The sequence below is a fragment of the Domibacillus indicus genome, from assembly GCF_023715895.1.
GTDB classification, from domain to species: domain Bacteria; phylum Bacillota; class Bacilli; order Bacillales; family Domibacillaceae; genus Domibacillus; species Domibacillus indicus_A.
Genome location: NZ_JAMBOO010000010.1, coordinates 1 through 16,811, shown reverse-complemented (window position 1 = coordinate 16,811; position 16,811 = coordinate 1). Strand labels below are relative to the sequence as shown.

Annotated in this window: 16 protein-coding genes and 1 pseudogene; 11 read left to right on the top strand and 6 right to left on the bottom strand. The window is 41.6% G+C overall.

Annotation, left to right across the window (positions count from 1 at the left end):
* Positions 1-17 precede the first annotated feature (17 nt).
* Both M3221_RS14965 and M3221_RS14960 read left to right on the top strand, forming a co-directional pair.
* Positions 18-527 carry a DUF1850 domain-containing protein gene (locus M3221_RS14965; protein WP_251272543.1) on the top strand — a complete coding sequence of 170 codons (510 nt, stop codon included), beginning with the start codon at positions 18-20 and terminating at the stop codon, positions 525-527.
* An 80-nt stretch (positions 528-607) separates the two neighbouring features.
* Positions 608-1,369 (top strand): SDR family NAD(P)-dependent oxidoreductase, encoded by a 762-nt coding sequence (locus M3221_RS14960; RefSeq protein ID WP_251272542.1) that lies wholly within the window; start codon positions 608-610, stop codon positions 1,367-1,369.
* A gap of 34 nt (positions 1,370-1,403) precedes the next feature.
* Here M3221_RS14960 and M3221_RS14955 read toward each other — a convergent pair whose 3' ends face one another.
* Positions 1,404-1,553, bottom strand: a complete 150-nt coding sequence (locus M3221_RS14955; protein ID WP_251272541.1) for a hypothetical protein — start codon at positions 1,551-1,553, stop codon at positions 1,404-1,406.
* Between the two features lie 201 nt (positions 1,554-1,754).
* Here M3221_RS14955 and M3221_RS14950 point away from each other — a divergent pair, with 201 nt between their 5' ends.
* Positions 1,755-2,561, top strand: coding sequence for a carbonic anhydrase (locus M3221_RS14950; protein ID WP_251272540.1), 807 nt, complete (start codon positions 1,755-1,757; stop codon positions 2,559-2,561).
* Between the two features lie 80 nt (positions 2,562-2,641).
* On the opposite strand, the gene M3221_RS14945 is transcribed toward M3221_RS14950, so the two are convergent.
* On the bottom strand, positions 2,642-4,927 hold the full coding sequence (locus M3221_RS14945; protein WP_251272539.1) for a glycoside hydrolase family 3 C-terminal domain-containing protein: 2,286 nt from the start codon (positions 4,925-4,927) through the stop codon (positions 2,642-2,644).
* A 99-nt stretch (positions 4,928-5,026) separates the two neighbouring features.
* Here M3221_RS14945 and M3221_RS26590 point away from each other — a divergent pair, with 99 nt between their 5' ends.
* On the top strand, positions 5,027-6,208 hold the full coding sequence (locus M3221_RS26590) for a helix-turn-helix domain-containing protein (RefSeq protein ID WP_251272538.1): 1,182 nt from the start codon (positions 5,027-5,029) through the stop codon (positions 6,206-6,208).
* A gap of 50 nt (positions 6,209-6,258) precedes the next feature.
* On the opposite strand, the gene M3221_RS14935 is transcribed toward M3221_RS26590, so the two are convergent.
* Entirely contained in the window at positions 6,259-6,894 is a 636-nt protein-coding gene (locus tag M3221_RS14935; protein ID WP_251272537.1) for an FMN-dependent NADH-azoreductase, read from the bottom strand.
* A gap of 1,141 nt (positions 6,895-8,035) precedes the next feature.
* Positions 8,036-8,938, bottom strand: a complete 903-nt coding sequence (locus tag M3221_RS14930) for an AraC family transcriptional regulator (protein ID WP_251272536.1) — start codon at positions 8,936-8,938, stop codon at positions 8,036-8,038.
* Positions 8,939-9,128: 190 nt separating this feature from the next.
* On the opposite strand from M3221_RS14930, the gene M3221_RS14925 reads away from it, so the two are divergent.
* Positions 9,129-10,109 (top strand): aldo/keto reductase, encoded by a 981-nt coding sequence (locus M3221_RS14925; protein ID WP_251272535.1) that lies wholly within the window; start codon positions 9,129-9,131, stop codon positions 10,107-10,109.
* Positions 10,110-10,293: 184 nt separating this feature from the next.
* Here M3221_RS14925 and M3221_RS14920 read toward each other — a convergent pair whose 3' ends face one another.
* Positions 10,294-10,536 carry a hypothetical protein gene (locus M3221_RS14920; protein WP_251272534.1) on the bottom strand — a complete coding sequence of 81 codons (243 nt, stop codon included), beginning with the start codon at positions 10,534-10,536 and terminating at the stop codon, positions 10,294-10,296.
* On the bottom strand, positions 10,523-10,834 hold the full coding sequence (locus M3221_RS14915; RefSeq protein ID WP_251272533.1) for a hypothetical protein: 312 nt from the start codon (positions 10,832-10,834) through the stop codon (positions 10,523-10,525). Before M3221_RS14915 ends, M3221_RS14920 begins: the two co-directional genes overlap by 14 nt.
* A gap of 381 nt (positions 10,835-11,215) precedes the next feature.
* Between M3221_RS14915 and M3221_RS14910 the strand changes: the two genes are divergently transcribed.
* The 6 genes and pseudogenes from M3221_RS14910 to M3221_RS14885 all read left to right on the top strand — a co-directional run bounded on the left by M3221_RS14910 (position 11,216) and on the right by M3221_RS14885 (position 16,530).
* A complete protein-coding gene (locus M3221_RS14910; protein ID WP_251272532.1) occupies positions 11,216-12,247 on the top strand; it encodes an AraC family transcriptional regulator in 1,032 nt (343 codons plus the stop codon).
* A 256-nt stretch (positions 12,248-12,503) separates the two neighbouring features.
* Entirely contained in the window at positions 12,504-12,998 is a 495-nt protein-coding gene (locus tag M3221_RS14905) for a nuclear transport factor 2 family protein (protein ID WP_251272531.1), read from the top strand.
* Between the two features lie 134 nt (positions 12,999-13,132).
* A pseudogene (locus tag M3221_RS14900) lies at positions 13,133-14,574 on the top strand (MDR family MFS transporter).
* Positions 14,575-14,630: 56 nt separating this feature from the next.
* Positions 14,631-15,002 carry a nuclear transport factor 2 family protein gene (locus M3221_RS14895; RefSeq protein WP_251272530.1) on the top strand — a complete coding sequence of 124 codons (372 nt, stop codon included), beginning with the start codon at positions 14,631-14,633 and terminating at the stop codon, positions 15,000-15,002.
* Positions 15,003-15,025: 23 nt separating this feature from the next.
* Entirely contained in the window at positions 15,026-15,616 is a 591-nt protein-coding gene (locus M3221_RS14890) for an NAD(P)H-binding protein (protein WP_251272529.1), read from the top strand.
* 59 nt (positions 15,617-15,675) lie between these two features.
* Complete coding sequence (locus M3221_RS14885; protein ID WP_251272528.1) at positions 15,676-16,530, top strand: aldo/keto reductase; 855 nt, start codon at positions 15,676-15,678, stop codon at positions 16,528-16,530.
* The last annotated feature ends 281 nt before the right edge of the window (positions 16,531-16,811 follow it).

Genomic DNA, 16,811 nt, shown 5'->3' with positions numbered 1-16,811 from the left:
TTAAAGGGGTGATTCGGTTGAAAGCCAAAGTAATCAGTGCGACAGCGCTAACGATTCTGTTCGTTTCCACCCTCGTTTTTTTCTATCCGTACAGGCAGGTGATCGCGCTGACTTATGAAAATAAAGACAGCCTGCTCGCCTATGTGCCGTTAAAAAAAGAAGAAACCTTTCTAATTCAGTACACACACTCGATTCATTTGTCGGACGTAGTCGAGTCCTATCAATTATCACATAATCAAATCGTTCAAACAGAGCTCTCCTACAAAGACTTTGCGGTAGGAATGCCTGCAAATGCAGAAGGCGAGGAAGTATTTGAAGAAAAAAACGGCACGTATTACATAAAAAATATGAACCGCGGTTTTCCTTTCATTGATGTAAGAATCGGCCAGATACGGGCAAATCATCGGCTTATATATGAAAATCGTGTTTATACGTTGTCCAAGTCCGTCAAGCCGGGAACATGGATCCGAATATCGAAGCGCAAGTTAACCTTATGGGAGCAATGGAAGGCAGCTAAAATCAAATGACCTGTTATCTTGGACAATCGGAAAGAAAAAGAGCTAAGATAAAACCGTAGAAGCAAATCAAGCAAACAGGGGATGATGAAGTGGATTTACAATTGAAAGGAAAGCATATTTTGATCACAGGAGGCTCAAAAGGAATCGGACGGGCGATTGCAGAAGCGCTTATAGAAGAAGGAGCAAACGTGTCCATTGTAGCCCGTGGAATAGAAGCACTTGAACAAACAAAAGAAGAACTGGGTGGAAGCGTATCCATCTTTCAAGCAGATTTACTGAAGGCCAACGAGCGGGAAGCGCTGATCCACTCGTTTATTGAACAGCACGGAACGATCAATGTGCTCATCAACAATGCCGGCGGCAGCAATGGCGGAAAAGCAGCCGAAACCGATATGGATTTATTTTATGAAGCGATGGAGCTGAACTACTTCTCAGCCGTACATTTAAGCAAATTAGCGGTTGAAGAAATGAAAAAAAAGCAGTCAGGAGCGATCATTAATATCACATCTGTATTTGGCAGAGAAAGCGGAGGCAAGGTGACTTATAATAACGCGAAAGCGGCATTGATTAGTTTCACAAAATCGCTGGCTGACGAAGTGATCCGGGATGGTATCCGTGTAAACAGTGTGGCACCGGGCAGTATTTTGCACGAAACCGGCAACTGGAAAAGACGCCTGGAAGAAAACCCGGAGAAAATCAACGCGTTTGTTCAAAATGAGATTCCAGCGGGCCGTTTTGGAACGGCTGAAGAAGTCGCAAACGTTGTCGCGTTTCTTGCTTCAGAAAAAGCATCCTGGCTGGTCGGGACAAGCATCAATGTCGATGGCGGGCAATCGCGGATGAACTTTTAAAAAGTATTTCAGGCAGCTTAGAAGCTGCCTTTTTTCATACCAAATCCACTGGCTGTTCCGTTACATGCGGGAGCTCATTTTGACGCTCATACGCAATAAGGGTACATTCCAGCTCTCTTTCAAGCTGCTGGATTTTTTTGGTTTGCTCGGACGACAGCTCGGCAATTTCAAATCCTTTATACATTCCCCTCACCCCCTAAAAAGCAGTGTGCCCCCAATCCCTTATTTAAACCAGTTTAGATTTAACATGGCTTCCAATTTGAAGGTTCCTTTGGACATTTTGTCTATATTTTCAGATAATACAGTAAAAACAGCTCAAAAGATTCATTTCCTTTTTCGATGACTATGGTAAATATATAAGAAAAAGATGAAATGGAGAGCAAATATGTCAAAGAAAAAAATAGTTATACCCGTGTCATTTACATATTTTACACTTGCACTCACTGCATACACGTTCATTCCATCGCAGTTTGCGAATGGAGAAGAAAGCAGCCTGGGAGAAACGGGACATGAGTGGTCTTACGAAGGAGAAACCGGTCCAAACCATTGGGCAGAGCTGGACCCATTAAACTCTGCATGTGCAAATGGCACGGAACAGTCTCCAATCAACATTCAAAAAGCACAAGCGAAAGAGGCAGCAGAGCTTGAGAATTTAGAAATTAGCTATACATCAAGTCCATTCTCACTCGTAAACAATGGGCACACCGTACAGGGGAATATTCAAACAGATAAGAATTCTATTGTATTAAATGGAAAGGAATACACACTGGCACAATTTCATTTCCATACACCAAGTGAACACTTGATTAACGGAAATGCCTATGATATGGAACTGCACCTCGTTCATAAAGATAAAGACGGCCAGCTTGCAGTGTTGGGCATACTGATCAAAGAAGGTAAGGAAAATACCGTACTAAAACAGGCATGGAACGCGATACCAAAAGAAAAAACAACCGAAGAAATAAACGTATCGGAGCCGATTGACCTGGCGCATATTTTGCCCAAAAATCAGCACACTTATCAATATGCAGGTTCTTTAACAACACCTCCATGTTCTGAAGGGGTGCAATGGGTAGTCTTCAAGCAGCCCATTGAAATGTCTAAAGAACAAATCAATACTTTCCGCCACATTTTCCCTGACGATCACCGCCCTGTACAGGCAATAGGGGAGCGGGAAGTGATAAAAAACTAAAAATGAAAAAACCTCTGAAAAAGATAAAATGTCGTTTATCTTTTTCAGAGGGACATACATATGGAAAACAGCTTAAGATGTTATTTTGAAACTAGTTTTTCTCTTTCCAAAGCAGCATTCGCTTCTTCAATAAAAGCATACATTTCTTCTTCAGTGACTGTGTTCGGATTAAAAGCAAGAATGGCCCGCAGCGGCAGGAACTTAAGCATAGCCGCCAGCATGTCATCCTGATTATCTTCTGATAGAGCAAATGGTCCGCCGGCTGTGGCTCTTTCTACAAATACTTTTGCAAGAGGTTCGGTTGCTGGGTGACCCAGTAAATCACCAACAGTCGTATTGCGGTGTACACGTTTTACAAAAGGAACGGTTGAGGTAACATGTACCGATTCTTCTAGAACGATGTCGGCAGAGGACTTGCCAATTAAAATCGCAAAGTCACCCGTTTCAACATGCCAGTCTTCTAAATCGACATTGTAGTAAGCAAATGCGCGTTTGCCGAGTAAGAATGTGACTGTTGTTTCTTCACCAGGCTGCAAGTATACTTTTTCAAAGCCTTTCAGTTCTTTTTCCGGGCGGATGACGGTGCTTTCTGTATCTTTTACATACAACTGCACCACTTCCTGGCCTGCAACGCTGCCTGTATTTTTGACGGTAACGGACACATTTACCATTTCTTCATCGGTGAACTGTTTTTTATCAACAGTCAAATTAGCATACTCGAATGTTGTATAGCTTAATCCAAAGCCAAACGGGAAAAGAGGCTCGATTTGCTTTGTATCATAATAACGATAGCCGACAAACAATCCTTCCTTGTATTCCACTTTGTCACCTTCACCTGGAAAATTTAAGTGGGATGGATTATGGCTGAGCTTTTGCGGAAATGTTTCAGCTAGTTTGCCGCTTGGGCTCACATGGCCAAATAAAAGATCTGCAATCGCACCGCCAAGTGCCTGGCCGCCAAGATATCCTTCCAGGACGGCTGCTGCCTGATCAAGCCATGGCATTTCAACAGGAGCACCGTTACTTAGTACAACAACCACGTTTTTTTGAACAGAGGCAACCGCTTGGATAAGGGCAATATGATTAGCCGGCAGGCTCAGATGTTCACGGTCATATCCTTCAGATTCGTACCGATCCGGCAGTCCGACAAACAGGACAGCTGTCTCTGCATTCTGTGCTGCTTGTTTTGCTTCTTCTAAAAGTGCTTCATCCACATCATCACTCATTAAATCATAGCCGCGGGCATAAACAGCATCCGCTTCTTTTTGAATTTCCTCGTAAATGCTTTCTAGTTTCGTTGGCTTTATATGAGAGCTGCCGCCGCCCTGGTAGCGGGCCGTTTGAGCAAATTCTCCAATAACAGCGAGCTTGGCTTTTTTTGCAAGCGGCAGGAGAGTCCCTTCGTTTTTCAGCAGCACCATACTTTCGCACGCCGCTTCACGGGCAAGCTGATGGTGAGCTTCTTTATCGTAAGAAGCATTGTCTTTCTTGTTCTCAACAGCTTTAAAAATGATGTTAAGGATACGTTCAACAGCCCGGTTTAAGGCCTCTTCTGAGAGAGCGCCATTTTGAATCGCTTCGATAATTTTCTTTTCGCCGGCACCATGGCTGGATGGCATTTCGAGTTCCAGTCCCGCTTTCAGTCCATCCGCTCGTTCGTTCACAGCACCCCAGTCAGATACCACAAAGCCTTCAAATCCCCATTCATCTTTTAAAATATCTGTGAGAAGCCGTTTGTTTTCGGATGCATATTCGCCGTTTACTTTATTGTAAGAACACATCACAGTCCATGGCTGTGCCTGCTTAACGGCTTCTTCAAAGCTGGCCAGGTAAATTTCACGCAATGTCCGCTCGTCAACGATCGCATCGACTGACATGCGGCGGTTTTCCTGGTTATTGACGGCAAAGTGTTTTAAAGAAGTGCCGACTCCCTGGCTTTGTACACCTTTAATATGATTTGCCGCCATTTCCGAAGACAGATAGGGGTCCTCGGAAAAGTATTCAAAGTTTCGTCCGCAAAGAGGTGAACGCTTAATGTTAGCGCCAGGACCGAGCAACACGCTTACGTCTTCTGCCTGGCATTCTTCACCAAGCGCAACCCCGACTTTTTCGATAAGAGAACGATTCCAAGAGCTGGCAAGACCAGCTGCAGAAGGAAAGCATGTAGCAGGAACACTGTCAAAAAGACCTAAGTGATCAGCGCTTGTATCTTGTTTGCGAAGTCCATGGGGTCCATCCGTTACCATAATAGATGGAATGCCAAGCCGCTCAACACCTTTTAAATGCCAGAAATCAAGGCCTGAACACATACCTACTTTTTCTTCAAGTGTCATTTGCTCAATTAATGCGTTTACATTTTGTTTCATGCCATAACGCCTCCATTTCATTTTCTGTTTTTATGATAGAAAAATAAAAGGTATAATGTTGGTAGATTTTTTTGATTTTTAGTTCTTTTTTACGAAAGAGTGAGAAAAATAGAAAAACTTATTTCAATCTGCCGGCTTGTGTGGGAAGCTTTTGGCCTGCCTGTTTTTATTGTTAATCACCGTAATGAAATCGTCTTTGAGCAAGCTACGCTGCCGGCACACCCATATGCTGTGTCACCTATCAGCTTTTTGTCAGAAGCACCTGAAACCCTTGATTTTCCTTGTGTGCATACAACGACGTACTTAGAGAATTTCTTTTACTTTAAAGCAAGTGACACGCTGATTCTGGCAGGCGGTCCCTGCTTGCATGAAGAAATGAATGATTTGCGCCTTGGGGGCCTGACTAATGATCTCACCGCTAATCAGACAAAGCTTGCCGACTACTACCGTCAGCTGCCCGTGTTAACAAAAAGAGAATTAAAGTCGGCAGCCCGCATTGCGTATTTTATGATTCATGGACGGGAAGAAGAGGTGGTTGAAAAGAAAATAGGAGTTACAGTAGAAAATGCAACTGCCCATGTGTCACGGCGCAAGCAATCATTGTCATTTCATCATGATCCATTACATGAGAAAAAACTGATGAATGCAATTAAAAAAGGTGTCAGGAAAGACGTGATTAAGCTTGTCCAGGAAGGACCGGAAGATGGGGGAGAGTACGGAGTTTTATCCAGATCCAGTTATGTGCGCAGCCAGAAAAACCTGGCGATTGCTTCGATCACCATGGCAACAAGGGCTGCGATGGATGGAGGGCTTGATTCAGAGCTGGCCTATACCCTCAGTGATCTATACATTCAGCGTTTAGAGGATTTGTATGATGTAAGGCAGGTACAGCAACTGATAGAAGATGCCCTTGGCACTTTTGCAGATCGTGTAAAGGAAGCGAAAACAAATGCCGTTTCTTCTGTTATCTCCCGGTGCCAGCATTATATTCTTCAGCACGTTTACGATGAAATCCGCTTGAAGGATCTGGCTGACTATGTAAAAATGTCTCCTTCTTACTTATCGTCCTGCTTTAAAAAAGAAACAGGAACGTCGATCAGCGAATGGATTCAAAAAGCACGCATCGAAGAAGCGGAAAGCCTCCTCCTTCTGTCAAGCTATACGATTGCAGATATTTGTTCATGGCTTCATTTTCCGGACCAGAGCTACTTTACAAAAGTATTTAAGAAGCACAACGGTTTGACGCCCAAAAAATACCGGGAAAGTGGAGCAGCCCCCTGATCATAAAAAAGCAGGAGCCTGTTGGCTCCTGCTTTTTATCATCATGTTTATTAAAACGATTTTGCCAGCTCTTTTGCCTGCTGGATTCCTGCTTCTTTAATTTCCTGCGCCCGGTCTGGGAACTGGTTATGGCCTTCGATAAACAGCCCGTCGAAAGAAGGGACGCCGAAAAATTGCATAATAATGCTTATATAACGGTGGCCCATTTCCATGTCAGCCGCTGGCCCTTCTGAATAAATACCACCGCGTGCCTGAATATGCAATGCTTTTTTATCAGTCATTAAACCAACTGGCCCTTGTTCTGTGTATCTAAATGTTTTGCCGGCCACACAAACGGAATCAAGATAGGCCTTCATCACTGGAGGGAACGAGAAGTTCCACATTGGTGTAACGAACACATATTTATCAGCTTTCACAAACTGATCGGACAGCTCATTCAGCCGGCCTACTTTTGATTGCTCATCACTGGATAACTGATCAAATGCGTTTCCTCCCTGGAGTTTCCCCCAGCCGCTGAAAACATCATTGTCGATGTGAGGAATGTTTTCTTTGTATAGATCAAGATGAGTCACTTCATCATCTTGGTTTGCTTCCCGGTAAGCGTTAATAAAAGCCTGCCCCGCTGCCATACTAAATGAGTTGGATTCATCATGCGGATGTGCTGTGATATAAAGAACTTGTGCCATTAGTGATCTCGTCCCTTTCTCTTTTGAGTAGTGGTATGGAATTTATGCTGTACTAATTCCTTCGTTTTATTCTCCCTAAACCTTTATTTTAGAAGCGGAGCATTTTTTTACATTTTTACATTATTTTCAAGTGTATTTATTTTGTTGAAATCAGCAATTATAAACCGACCACATGTAAAAAATCTTTAATACCATAGCCTGGTTTAGTCGGTCTGATTTTCTTTGTAAGAAACGGAATCTTCAGTTATCCTGCCCGTTCTCACAATGTCTATTCTGTCTGCTTAATTCATTTTACGTATGTATGTGTTTTTATTTTCAAAATCGTCGTGCTGCCAGGAAATGCAGGGAAATCAGCGGAAGAAGTTATTTTTCCAAGGAGATACTGCATGAAAGTAAAATGGCGTTCGCTCAGTTTCAACCGGTGTTATAAATAAAAAATGATTTAGGTTAATAAAAATGAAAACGCCCTAGGTGAAAGGATGATTTATTTTATAGTATTGTGCTGATCCTCCCAAATGTTCTTTTAGGGCAGCTCGCTTTCATTGATAAGAGGGTTTTCCACCTTTAATTTGTGCTAGTCGAATATGCTGCTAATGAATTAGTGAATCGTTATGTAGAAATCCTCCTGACTCACTGTGCATCCCGCAGAAGTCTCCATCCGTCCGGATTTCCAATTTTTTTCACTAAGTTAGGCTAAATAAAAAATAAATTAATCAAATAATGATCTTCCTTGTGTGCCAACTTTTACTACTATCCTATCTTCTCATAAACAAGAATATAGTCATAATAAGTCGGACTATAAGGTTTTTATCTTTCGGAGAAGCACATCTTTACGCAAAATTTACTTTGATCTTTACTGACAGGTTAAAGAATAAGATAGATAATTCTAAAGCATTAATTTGTGAGCTAGAAATACAAGAGACTGTGAATTTTATTTTGCACATTTTTAAAGCGTTAATTAACCTTTTTCTTACTCGTTCCTTTAACGGCACTTAAATCTACTGGCGTATTTACGACACATATATAATACCGTTTCTACAAAGTTATTATTAAAACAAAGGAACAGTTGTATAACGCTTTAATAGAGGGGAGATACTAAAATGAAACACACGTTTAACCATTCACAATCTGTAGAGTTGCATTAAACGTAGTTTTCTCTTATTCGGTTTATATCCACTCTAGGTGAAAATCCAAACATTCGGGAATATTCTCGACTGAATTGCGATTGACTTTCGTAGCCAACCTTAAATGCGACATTAGCTATATCTGTTGAATCGGCTAATAATAATCGCCTAGCTTCCTGTAATCTCAGTTGTTTTTGAAACTGAATGGGACTCATAGCCGTTACCTCTTTAAAATGTCGATGTAGAGATGAAGCACTCATATTCGCTATTTGGGTAAGCTCTTCAATTCGAAAAGGCTCTTTATAATTATTGACGATATGGTCTATAACCTCTCTTATTCTAGAACCATTGCTTCCTTCTAATGCCATTTGTTCAAGCGCTTCGCCATGCGGACTTTGTAAAATCCAATAAATAATTTCTTTTTTAAATAATGAAGCAAGAACAGGGATATGTTTCGGATTCTCTAACAAACTGGCTAATCTGAGTACCGCATCTAACAACGATGGCTCTACTTCGCTCACAAACATGGCTCGTTTCGCGTTCTTTCTCCGATCAGACTGAATATCTGTTTCATTTAAAACTTCTAAAATTTGGCTCGAAGTAAATTCAAGTTTGAGAGCTAAATAAGGAGATTCTGTTGAGGCCTTGATCACTTGTCCTGTAACTGGCAAATCAACAGATGCCACAATATAATGACCGGCACCATACAAAAAGCGTTCCTCTCCCAATAATACCTCCTTCTCTCCTTGGAGGATAATGCAAAAAGATGGCTCGTTAACTCTTGAAATAGGTTCAGTAATAATAGATTCACGGATGAGAAATAAACTTGGAATCGGGGTAGGGTGAACACCATCCTGATTTGAAAAGTGCTCAATGAGCCTGGCAATTTCACGTTGATGTTTGAAGGCATTCTCTGCCATAACTTATTCTCCTTTTTCTGCATTTTCGGTTCATTATACCTGATATTCATTGTTCGAGTAAGAGGGTCTGAAAGGATTAGGCAAAAACTTGGCAGTAATGTGATAAGGGTTTCTTTATTGTTTATGACATAATTAATTGTAAAGAGGCCACGATAAACGTGGCTGATCAATGAAAGAGAGGAAGAATCAAATGGAGTATGTGAAACTTGGTAATACAGGCTTAGACGTATCTCGATTTTGTCTTGGATGTATGGGTTTTGGGGACGCTGACAAATGGCTTCACCAATGGGTACTTAACGAAGAAGACTCTCGCCCCGTTATAAAAAAAGCACTTGAGTTAGGGATTAATTTTTTTGATACAGCAAATGTATACTCCCTTGGTACAAGCGAGGAATATCTTGGACGAGCTCTAAAGGATTATGCGAATCGTGATGAAATTGTAATAGCAACTAAAGTACACGGAGAAATGCATAAAGGTCCAAATGGTTCTGGTCTTTCCCGAAAAGCAATTATGAGTGAAATCGATAACAGTCTTAAGAGGTTGGAAACTGATTATGTGGACCTCTATATTATCCATCGTTGGGATTACAATACCCCTATTGAAGAAACGATGGAAGCATTGCATGACGTGGTGAAAGCTGGAAAAGCAAGATACATTGGTGCTTCTGCCATGTACGCTTGGCAGTTCCAAAAGGCATTACATGTGGCAGAAAAAAATGGTTGGACGAAGTTCGTGTCCATGCAAAACCATTTAAACCTAATTTACCGTGAAGAGGAACGAGAAATGTTACCTCTTTGTAAGGAAGAGAAAATTGGTGTCACTCCATATAGCCCTCTTGCCTCAGGAAGATTAACGCGTGACTGGTCAGTAACAACGCATCGCTCCAAGACAGATCAAATTCAAAAATCTAAATACGATGCGACTTCGGACGCTGATCGATTGGTTGTGGAGCGAGTAGCGTCCATCGCCGAAAAACACGGTGTCCCCCGCACACACATCGCACTTGCCTGGTTACTACAGAAAGAGCCAGTAACAGCTCCTATTATCGGGGCTACGAAAATATCGCATCTTGAAGATGCTGTAGGTGCTTTATCAGTCAAGCTAACACCTGAAGAAATTGCATTCCTTGAAGAGCCATACGTACCACACTCAATAGTTGGTCATAATTGATTTTGGGGTGCATTTTAGAATGTAACTCAAATTGTTATTCAACAGTATGTCTATAAAATTTAGAAAGTCTTTGTTTTCGGAAAGAGTTATAATATTTCAACAATAGGCAGCTTTCAAGAAACTTGAAAGCTGCTTTTTTAATATTTATTCCGCTCCAAAATATTTCTCAAAATCGAATGTCTTACTAATCAACTTTGTTGATTCGTTGTTTGTCTCGCTGATATACTTCTTCAAGGATCTCGGCGGCAATATCCTGCATACTCTTGCCTGTTTGTTCTCCTTTTTTCCGAAGCCACTTCTTAATATCCACGGACAGGGAAACCGGCAACAATTCCTCCTCCGATTCAATGCTGAGTGCCTCATACTCCGGAACATACCGCACACGCCCTTGTTTGGCAGATCGTTTAATAAAGTCAGCTAATTCCACTGAAACACCACTCAAACGTGCGTCTTTCATATGAATGATCCATCGATCTTTTAACCGTTCCATGTTCCATGTATAGATTGGCCACCGGCACCTGCTGATAAAGCAGATCCATCACTTGATAGGTGAGGGAATAAACTGCCGGCAGATTAAGCACTACATATCCAGGCTTTGTGCTGCGCTTGCCCATTTCAATGGAATAGTCAGGTGTTAACCGATGTGTATAGATCCCTTCCATGTAGCTGAACGTATCGTCGGTTCCCGGCACAATAAAGTACCAGTCCCCTAAACCTTTACACATAAGCCGATCTTCTACAAAAGTACACTTTTACGCGAAATGCATTTTAATGGCCAAACACTTTGCTGACAAACTAATAAAGTTCTAAAGAATGAAGCAGCTAATTCTGATGTAGCTGCTTCATTTTTTCTAATAAATAGAAGTTTTAAACAAACACTAATTTAGACTGCAGATTTAAGTTTATGTAGACTTGTCGGTACCTCTTACGCTTTCCGCTTTTCCAATCTTCTCATTACAGTCAGGGTTGTCGCAATCCGCAAGTATAATGTCGCCTTTCGCTAGTTACAAAAAGGGATTGGGTAATTAAAATAATATTTATTCAGCCGACAAGGAAGGTCGCACAACCAAGATGTAGTTTTTATGTAATTACAAAAGGAGGCAAAAATGATGACGTCTCATTCCTTTGACCGTATAAAAATCCCGGCTGCTTGGTGGGCAGCATTTCGTCAATTAGATATTGAAGCTTATGATGTGGTCCGCAGGGCACAACTGCCGCTTTCCATTCTTACCGAACCGGTTGAAGTGACCACCGCCCAGTATTTCGCGATTTGGCAGTCCGTTTCCGAACTCATTGGTGACCCTGCTGCTGGCGTCGTTAAGCTTTTAACGGAATCTGCCCCCGCGCAGTGGCCGCCGAGCGTCTTAGCGCCTTACCACGCTCGTGATTATCGTGACGCTCTAAAACGAATGGCGCGGTATAAACAACTATGCTCCCCCGAACGCCTTCATATCATTGAGGAAGGAGAAGTTTGTACAATCCAACTAGAATGGCTGTATTCTGAACAGCCCGAGCCGCCGCTCCTGGTTTATATCACGCTGGCAACTCTGCTGGATCTTGGGCGGAACGGTACGGGTCAGCCTTTGACGGCTAGGTTCGTCGAACTTACACAGCCGATGCCGGCTGGTAACGTAAAGGCTCTCGAAGAATATTTAGGCTGTGAGGTCCAGTTTGGCGCGCAAAATAACCGTTTAACGCTCCATCTAAGTGATTTGGACCGCCACTTTATATCGTACAATGCAGAGCTGCTAGACATACTCATCCCTGCACTTGAGAAATCACTAGAGGAGCAGCAGCGAAGCAAATCAATGACCGAGACGGTTAAGTGGATTGTCAAAAGGAGTCTATCCGCTGGACGTCCCGACATTCAGGCCATTGCCAAAGAATTGGGGATGAGCGAGCGTACCTTGCAGCGCCGGCTTACCGATGAAGGCACAAACTTTAAGCAGCTATTGACTGAAGCCCGGCGGGAGCAGGCGCGGGAGTTCCTGGCAGACTCCTCGCTCAATACAAAAGAAGTGGCATTTCTTCTTGGATATGAAGATCAGAACTCATTCTACCGAGCCTTCCGCCTTTGGGAAGGTGATACTCCTTCTAATTGGCGTGCCGAACAACTCGGCATGCCTCCAATTCAATGAAGGATGTTCAAAGAAGGACCTTGGAGACAGTCCGGCACATCAAGGACCTTTAAAAAAGTAGTGTAAACAAACTGAAGTAGCTTACTTACTCTTCTGATTTGGCGGTTCGCGCAAGCATTATGGCGCTTCCTGCTAGTTACAGGGCGATCTAAACTAAGTAATATAATAACTATCCAGTGAACAAGGGAAAGAAACATTCGTATCACATCATTAAAAAGACAAATACTTAAGCTAAAGAAGCTAAGGAGGAAGAAACATGACAGAAGTAAATAAAGGCATGGGGACAGAAATCTCCAACGAAGGCTTGGAGAAGAGAATTAAACAATTAGAAAACGTAAGAGCGCTTAGGGAACTTGTTGATCATTTCTCAATATTGGCGGATAAGAAAGAAGTCTGGAAGCAAACAGAACTTTTTACTATAGATGCTACTGTGGATTCATATGTAAACGGAGAGTTAACTTCAAGTTTGAAGGGGACAGAAGAAATAGGAAATGCTTTTGAGGCTTTCTTAGCAAATTTCGAAACGGTTTACCATATGAATGGGCAACACGTTGTGTCAATAAACGGGAATAAAGCGGAAGGAACTCTCTATTGCCGGGTAGACCTTATTAGCTCCGAAAATGGTAAAAAAATAAATAACACTTCGGCAGTTTTCTATAAGGATGAATACGTTTATGAAAACGGACAGTGGTTGATTGCGAAAAGAACATCCACTTTTGTGTGGAATGATAGACAAGAATTAAAACAATAATTTTATCGTGACGGGAAATTTGCAATTTGAGGCATGAGCCTTAAAAAAAGATGGGTTAACCATTCTAATGTGGTCGCCCATCTTTTGTTTTCTAGGTTTTGTTAGTAAGACATTTTAAAGAAGAGGAGATTGAGATGGAAGGAAATAAACAATACAACACAAAGGCAATTATGGCGTCATTGCTTATTTGCGGTTTCGTCGGTATCCTCAGCGAAAATGCACTCAATATTGCGCTCAGCAATTTAATGGAAGTGTTCCACATTTCGGCTGCGACCGCACAGTGGTTAACGACAGGTTTCTTGCTTGTTCTAGGCATTTTGAGCCCGATAAGCGGTTTGTTATTGCAGAGGTTTACGACTAGACAGTTATTTATCGCCTCACTCTCGAGCTTAATCATCGGTACATTGATTGCGGCGATTGGGTTGAATTTCGAAATGTTGATGGTGGCAAGAGTTCTACAGGCAATCGGTATAGGGTTGCTGATGCCTCTTATTTTCAATACTGTTCTATTCGTGTATCCGCAGGAAAAGCGTGGGGCGGCAATGGGAACAGTCGGACTAGTCTACATGTTCGCTCCAGCACTTGGCCCGACCGTGGCAGGTGTAATCATCCAATATTTATCATGGCACTTTATCTTCTGGCTCTCACTTCCGTTTTTGGTTATTGGGTTGTTAATAGGCTTGAAATATGTAGAAAATGTCACTGAAGTTACAAAGCTTCGTATCGATCCGCTATCCGTCCTATTATCAACGATTGGATTCGGAGGAGTCGTTTTTGGCTTCAGCATGGCGGGTGAAGGCTCTGTAGGCTGGACAGGTCCAGTGGTGATGACATCGTTGGGTTAGTTGCAATCGTACTATTCATACTACGTCAGATTTTTATGAAACAACCATTGTTGAATCTACGTGTCTTCAAGCATCCAATGTACACTGTTGGGGTAATTTTGGTTGTAATGTGCATGATGATTTTTATGTCGACCATGATTATTCTGCCCATATATCTGCAAAACCAAAACGGTTTGGGACTTTCTACATTAGTAGCTGGGCTTATGTTGTTACCGGGTAGTGCGTTGAATGGGATCCTATCGCCACGTATGGGAAGCTGGTACGACAAATATGGTCCGAAGAGGCTTGTAATTCCGGGAATCGTTATCATGGCAGTCATGTTATGGCTTTTCTCCAGCATATCTACAGGTTCTCCATTGACTTTGATTGTAGTGTTACATATCGGACTCATGATTGGCTCCGACATGGTACTTATGCCCGCTCAAACCAATGGCTTGAACCAATTACCACCAGAATTATACCCTCACGGCACAGCTGTTATGAACACGGTGCAGCAGGTGGCGGGTGCGATCGGTACGGCAGTCTCAATTAGTATGCTGATGAGCGGTATGAATCATTACTTGCACGACTCCACCGCACCGACTCAACCGACCGAACTGGCAAAAGCGATGACGTTCGGGGCACATAACGTGTTCTTGTTCACGATGGTAATAGCACTGATTGGTTTGGTCACAGCTTTCTTTATACGCCGTGGCGAAGTTAATCAAGTAGAGGTGCCTTCTAAGAATTGATGAAATTTGTTCATACGGGATAGATCTATATGAAAAAGGGAGGTACAAGTACAAACATGAGTGACGATAAACAACAAATCCTAGCAGTTTATCAACAGATTAATGATGCAATGGTTAGTAAAGATACTAAAACATTAGATAACATTTTCAATGATAATCATAAATTTGTACACATGAACGGCTACCAACAAAGTAAGCAGGAATGGCTTGAACAAATAGAAAATGAAGTTATGAGATACTTCAAAACGATGCCTCAAAAAACAACAGTCACGATTGATGGTAATACAGCTATTCTCAATTGTAATACAAAGATTGATGCTAGAATTTATGGCATCCGAAATACTTGGGGTATGAAGGTTAAAATGTATTTTGAAAAACGTGGTGAAGAATGGTATCCAGTAAATGCTTCAGAATCAACAAGTAATTAACTAATTGAAAGGGTGTTTTAGTGATGACTAATGTTTTAATTCTTGGAGCAAACGGGTCACTTGCTCGTGTAGCTATAGATATGTTCCTTAAAGAAACGGATGTACAGCTAACGCTTTATTTGCGGAATTCAAGAAGACTTAGAAACATCGATTCAAATAGGATTCGAGTAATCGAAGGGGACGTTATGGACCTTGAAAAACTAAAAAAAGCCATGGTTGGACAGGACATTGTTTATGCCAATTTAGCTGGCTCTCTTGAGTCGATGGCAAAAAACATTGTGGAAGCAATGAATGCAACTGGGGTAAAGCGTTTGATTTGGATCAGTTCAATGGGAATTTATGATGAAGTCCCAGGTCAGAGGTATAGCAGTATTTTAGACTCGTATCGGAACTCGGCTGAAATCATTGAAGCCTCGGATCTTGATTATACGATTTTAAGACCCGGTTGGTTTACTAATAAAGATGAAATTGAATATGAAATTACTCAGAAAGGCGAACCGTTTAAAGGTCATGATATATCCCGAAAAAGTCTTGCAGACTTGATTGTTAAATTAGCTGTAACACCTGGAATGGAATTTCACCACAGCTTAGGGGTAAGTAACCCCAATTCATAAATTTAAATCTGACTGCAGATTTAAATATGAAAAGAAATGAAAAATTGGAGGAAATCACAATGAATCAGACGTATGTAACATTAAACAACAAAAGTAATATCCCACAGTTTGGTATCGGTGTGTACATGGTGGAGGGAGATGCAAATACAAAAAAGGTTTGCCTGGAAGCTTTAGCATTGGGCTATCGCCACATTGACACAGCACATGCCTATCAAAATGAAAGAGGTGTGGGTGCAGCAGTGAAGGAAAGCGGTATTCCAAGAGAAGAAATTTGGATTACCTCAAAGCTTTGGCCTAGTGAATATGGAGAGGAAAAAACCTCACAAGCTATTGATAAAATGCTTGCAAGATTAGATACAGATTATATTGATCTACTTTTATTACATCAGCAGTTTGGTGATTACATGGGTGCATGGAAGGACATGGAGAAAGCAGTGGCTGAAGGCAAGGTAAAGGCTATCGGTCTTAGTAATTTTGAGTCTGACCGTTTGGAAGAAGTATGTAAAGCAGCTGCGATTAAGCCGGCTGTACTTCAGGTAGAGTGTCATCCGTATTATCAACAGAATTCATTAAAGAAACGTTTAGAGCCTTATGGAACTGTTATTGAGAGCTGGTATCCGATTGGACATGGCGATACAGGACTTATAAATGAATCTGTATTTACAGAACTGGCAAAGAAATATGGTAAAACGAATGTGCAGATTATTTTACGCTGGCATATTCAGGAAGGTAATATTGTGTTTCCAAAGTCAACCAACCCACAGCATCTCCGGGAAAATATTGATATTTTTGACTTTGAACTGACAGCTGAGGAAATGGATAAAATCCGTGCATTGGATAAGAATGTAAGATTTTTCAATATGTCATTAGAAGAACAAGAAAAGGTATTAGGTGGATTTATACCTGCTGACTAATAGAAAGAATATACAGTTTCTATCAAGTAGAAACTGCATATTTTTTATGTGTAAAACTAACAATAGATAGGGAAATAGTTTTTAATCTTGTATTTAAGCTTGTTGGTTATTGCAATTAAAAAGTACATCTATTGAACTGCCGCCCACTTACCTGACGGTTGAAGTGGGGGATTCCTGGGCAAGAGGATCTTCGACCCCCAGTAATCAGGCTAACCCCGTATTCCAACGGTTTTATGACCAATCTTAAATAGACTGAAGTGAAAGAAGCCGAAGGGCTTCTT

Excerpts from the sequence above, each read along its gene's own strand:
- M3221_RS14885 (WP_251272528.1), top strand. The coding sequence starts at position 15,676 with ATGAATCAGACGTATGTAACATTAAACAACAAAAGTAATATCCCACAG.
- M3221_RS14955 (WP_251272541.1), bottom strand. The coding sequence starts at position 1,553 with ATGTATAAAGGATTTGAAATTGCCGAGCTGTCGTCCGAGCAAACCAAA.
- M3221_RS14945 (WP_251272539.1), bottom strand. The coding sequence starts at position 4,927 with ATGAAACAAAATGTAAACGCATTAATTGAGCAAATGACACTTGAAGAA.
- M3221_RS14915 (WP_251272533.1), bottom strand. The coding sequence starts at position 10,834 with ATGTGTAAAGGTTTAGGGGACTGGTACTTTATTGTGCCGGGAACCGAC.
- M3221_RS14895 (WP_251272530.1), top strand. The coding sequence starts at position 14,631 with ATGAGTGACGATAAACAACAAATCCTAGCAGTTTATCAACAGATTAAT.
- M3221_RS14950 (WP_251272540.1), top strand. The coding sequence starts at position 1,755 with ATGTCAAAGAAAAAAATAGTTATACCCGTGTCATTTACATATTTTACA.
- M3221_RS14925 (WP_251272535.1), top strand. The coding sequence starts at position 9,129 with ATGGAGTATGTGAAACTTGGTAATACAGGCTTAGACGTATCTCGATTT.
- M3221_RS14930 (WP_251272536.1), bottom strand. The coding sequence starts at position 8,938 with ATGGCAGAGAATGCCTTCAAACATCAACGTGAAATTGCCAGGCTCATT.
- M3221_RS14910 (WP_251272532.1), top strand. The coding sequence starts at position 11,216 with ATGATGACGTCTCATTCCTTTGACCGTATAAAAATCCCGGCTGCTTGG.
- M3221_RS14890 (WP_251272529.1), top strand. The coding sequence starts at position 15,026 with ATGACTAATGTTTTAATTCTTGGAGCAAACGGGTCACTTGCTCGTGTA.
- M3221_RS14935 (WP_251272537.1), bottom strand. The coding sequence starts at position 6,894 with ATGGCACAAGTTCTTTATATCACAGCACATCCGCATGATGAATCCAAC.
- M3221_RS14905 (WP_251272531.1), top strand. The coding sequence starts at position 12,504 with ATGACAGAAGTAAATAAAGGCATGGGGACAGAAATCTCCAACGAAGGC.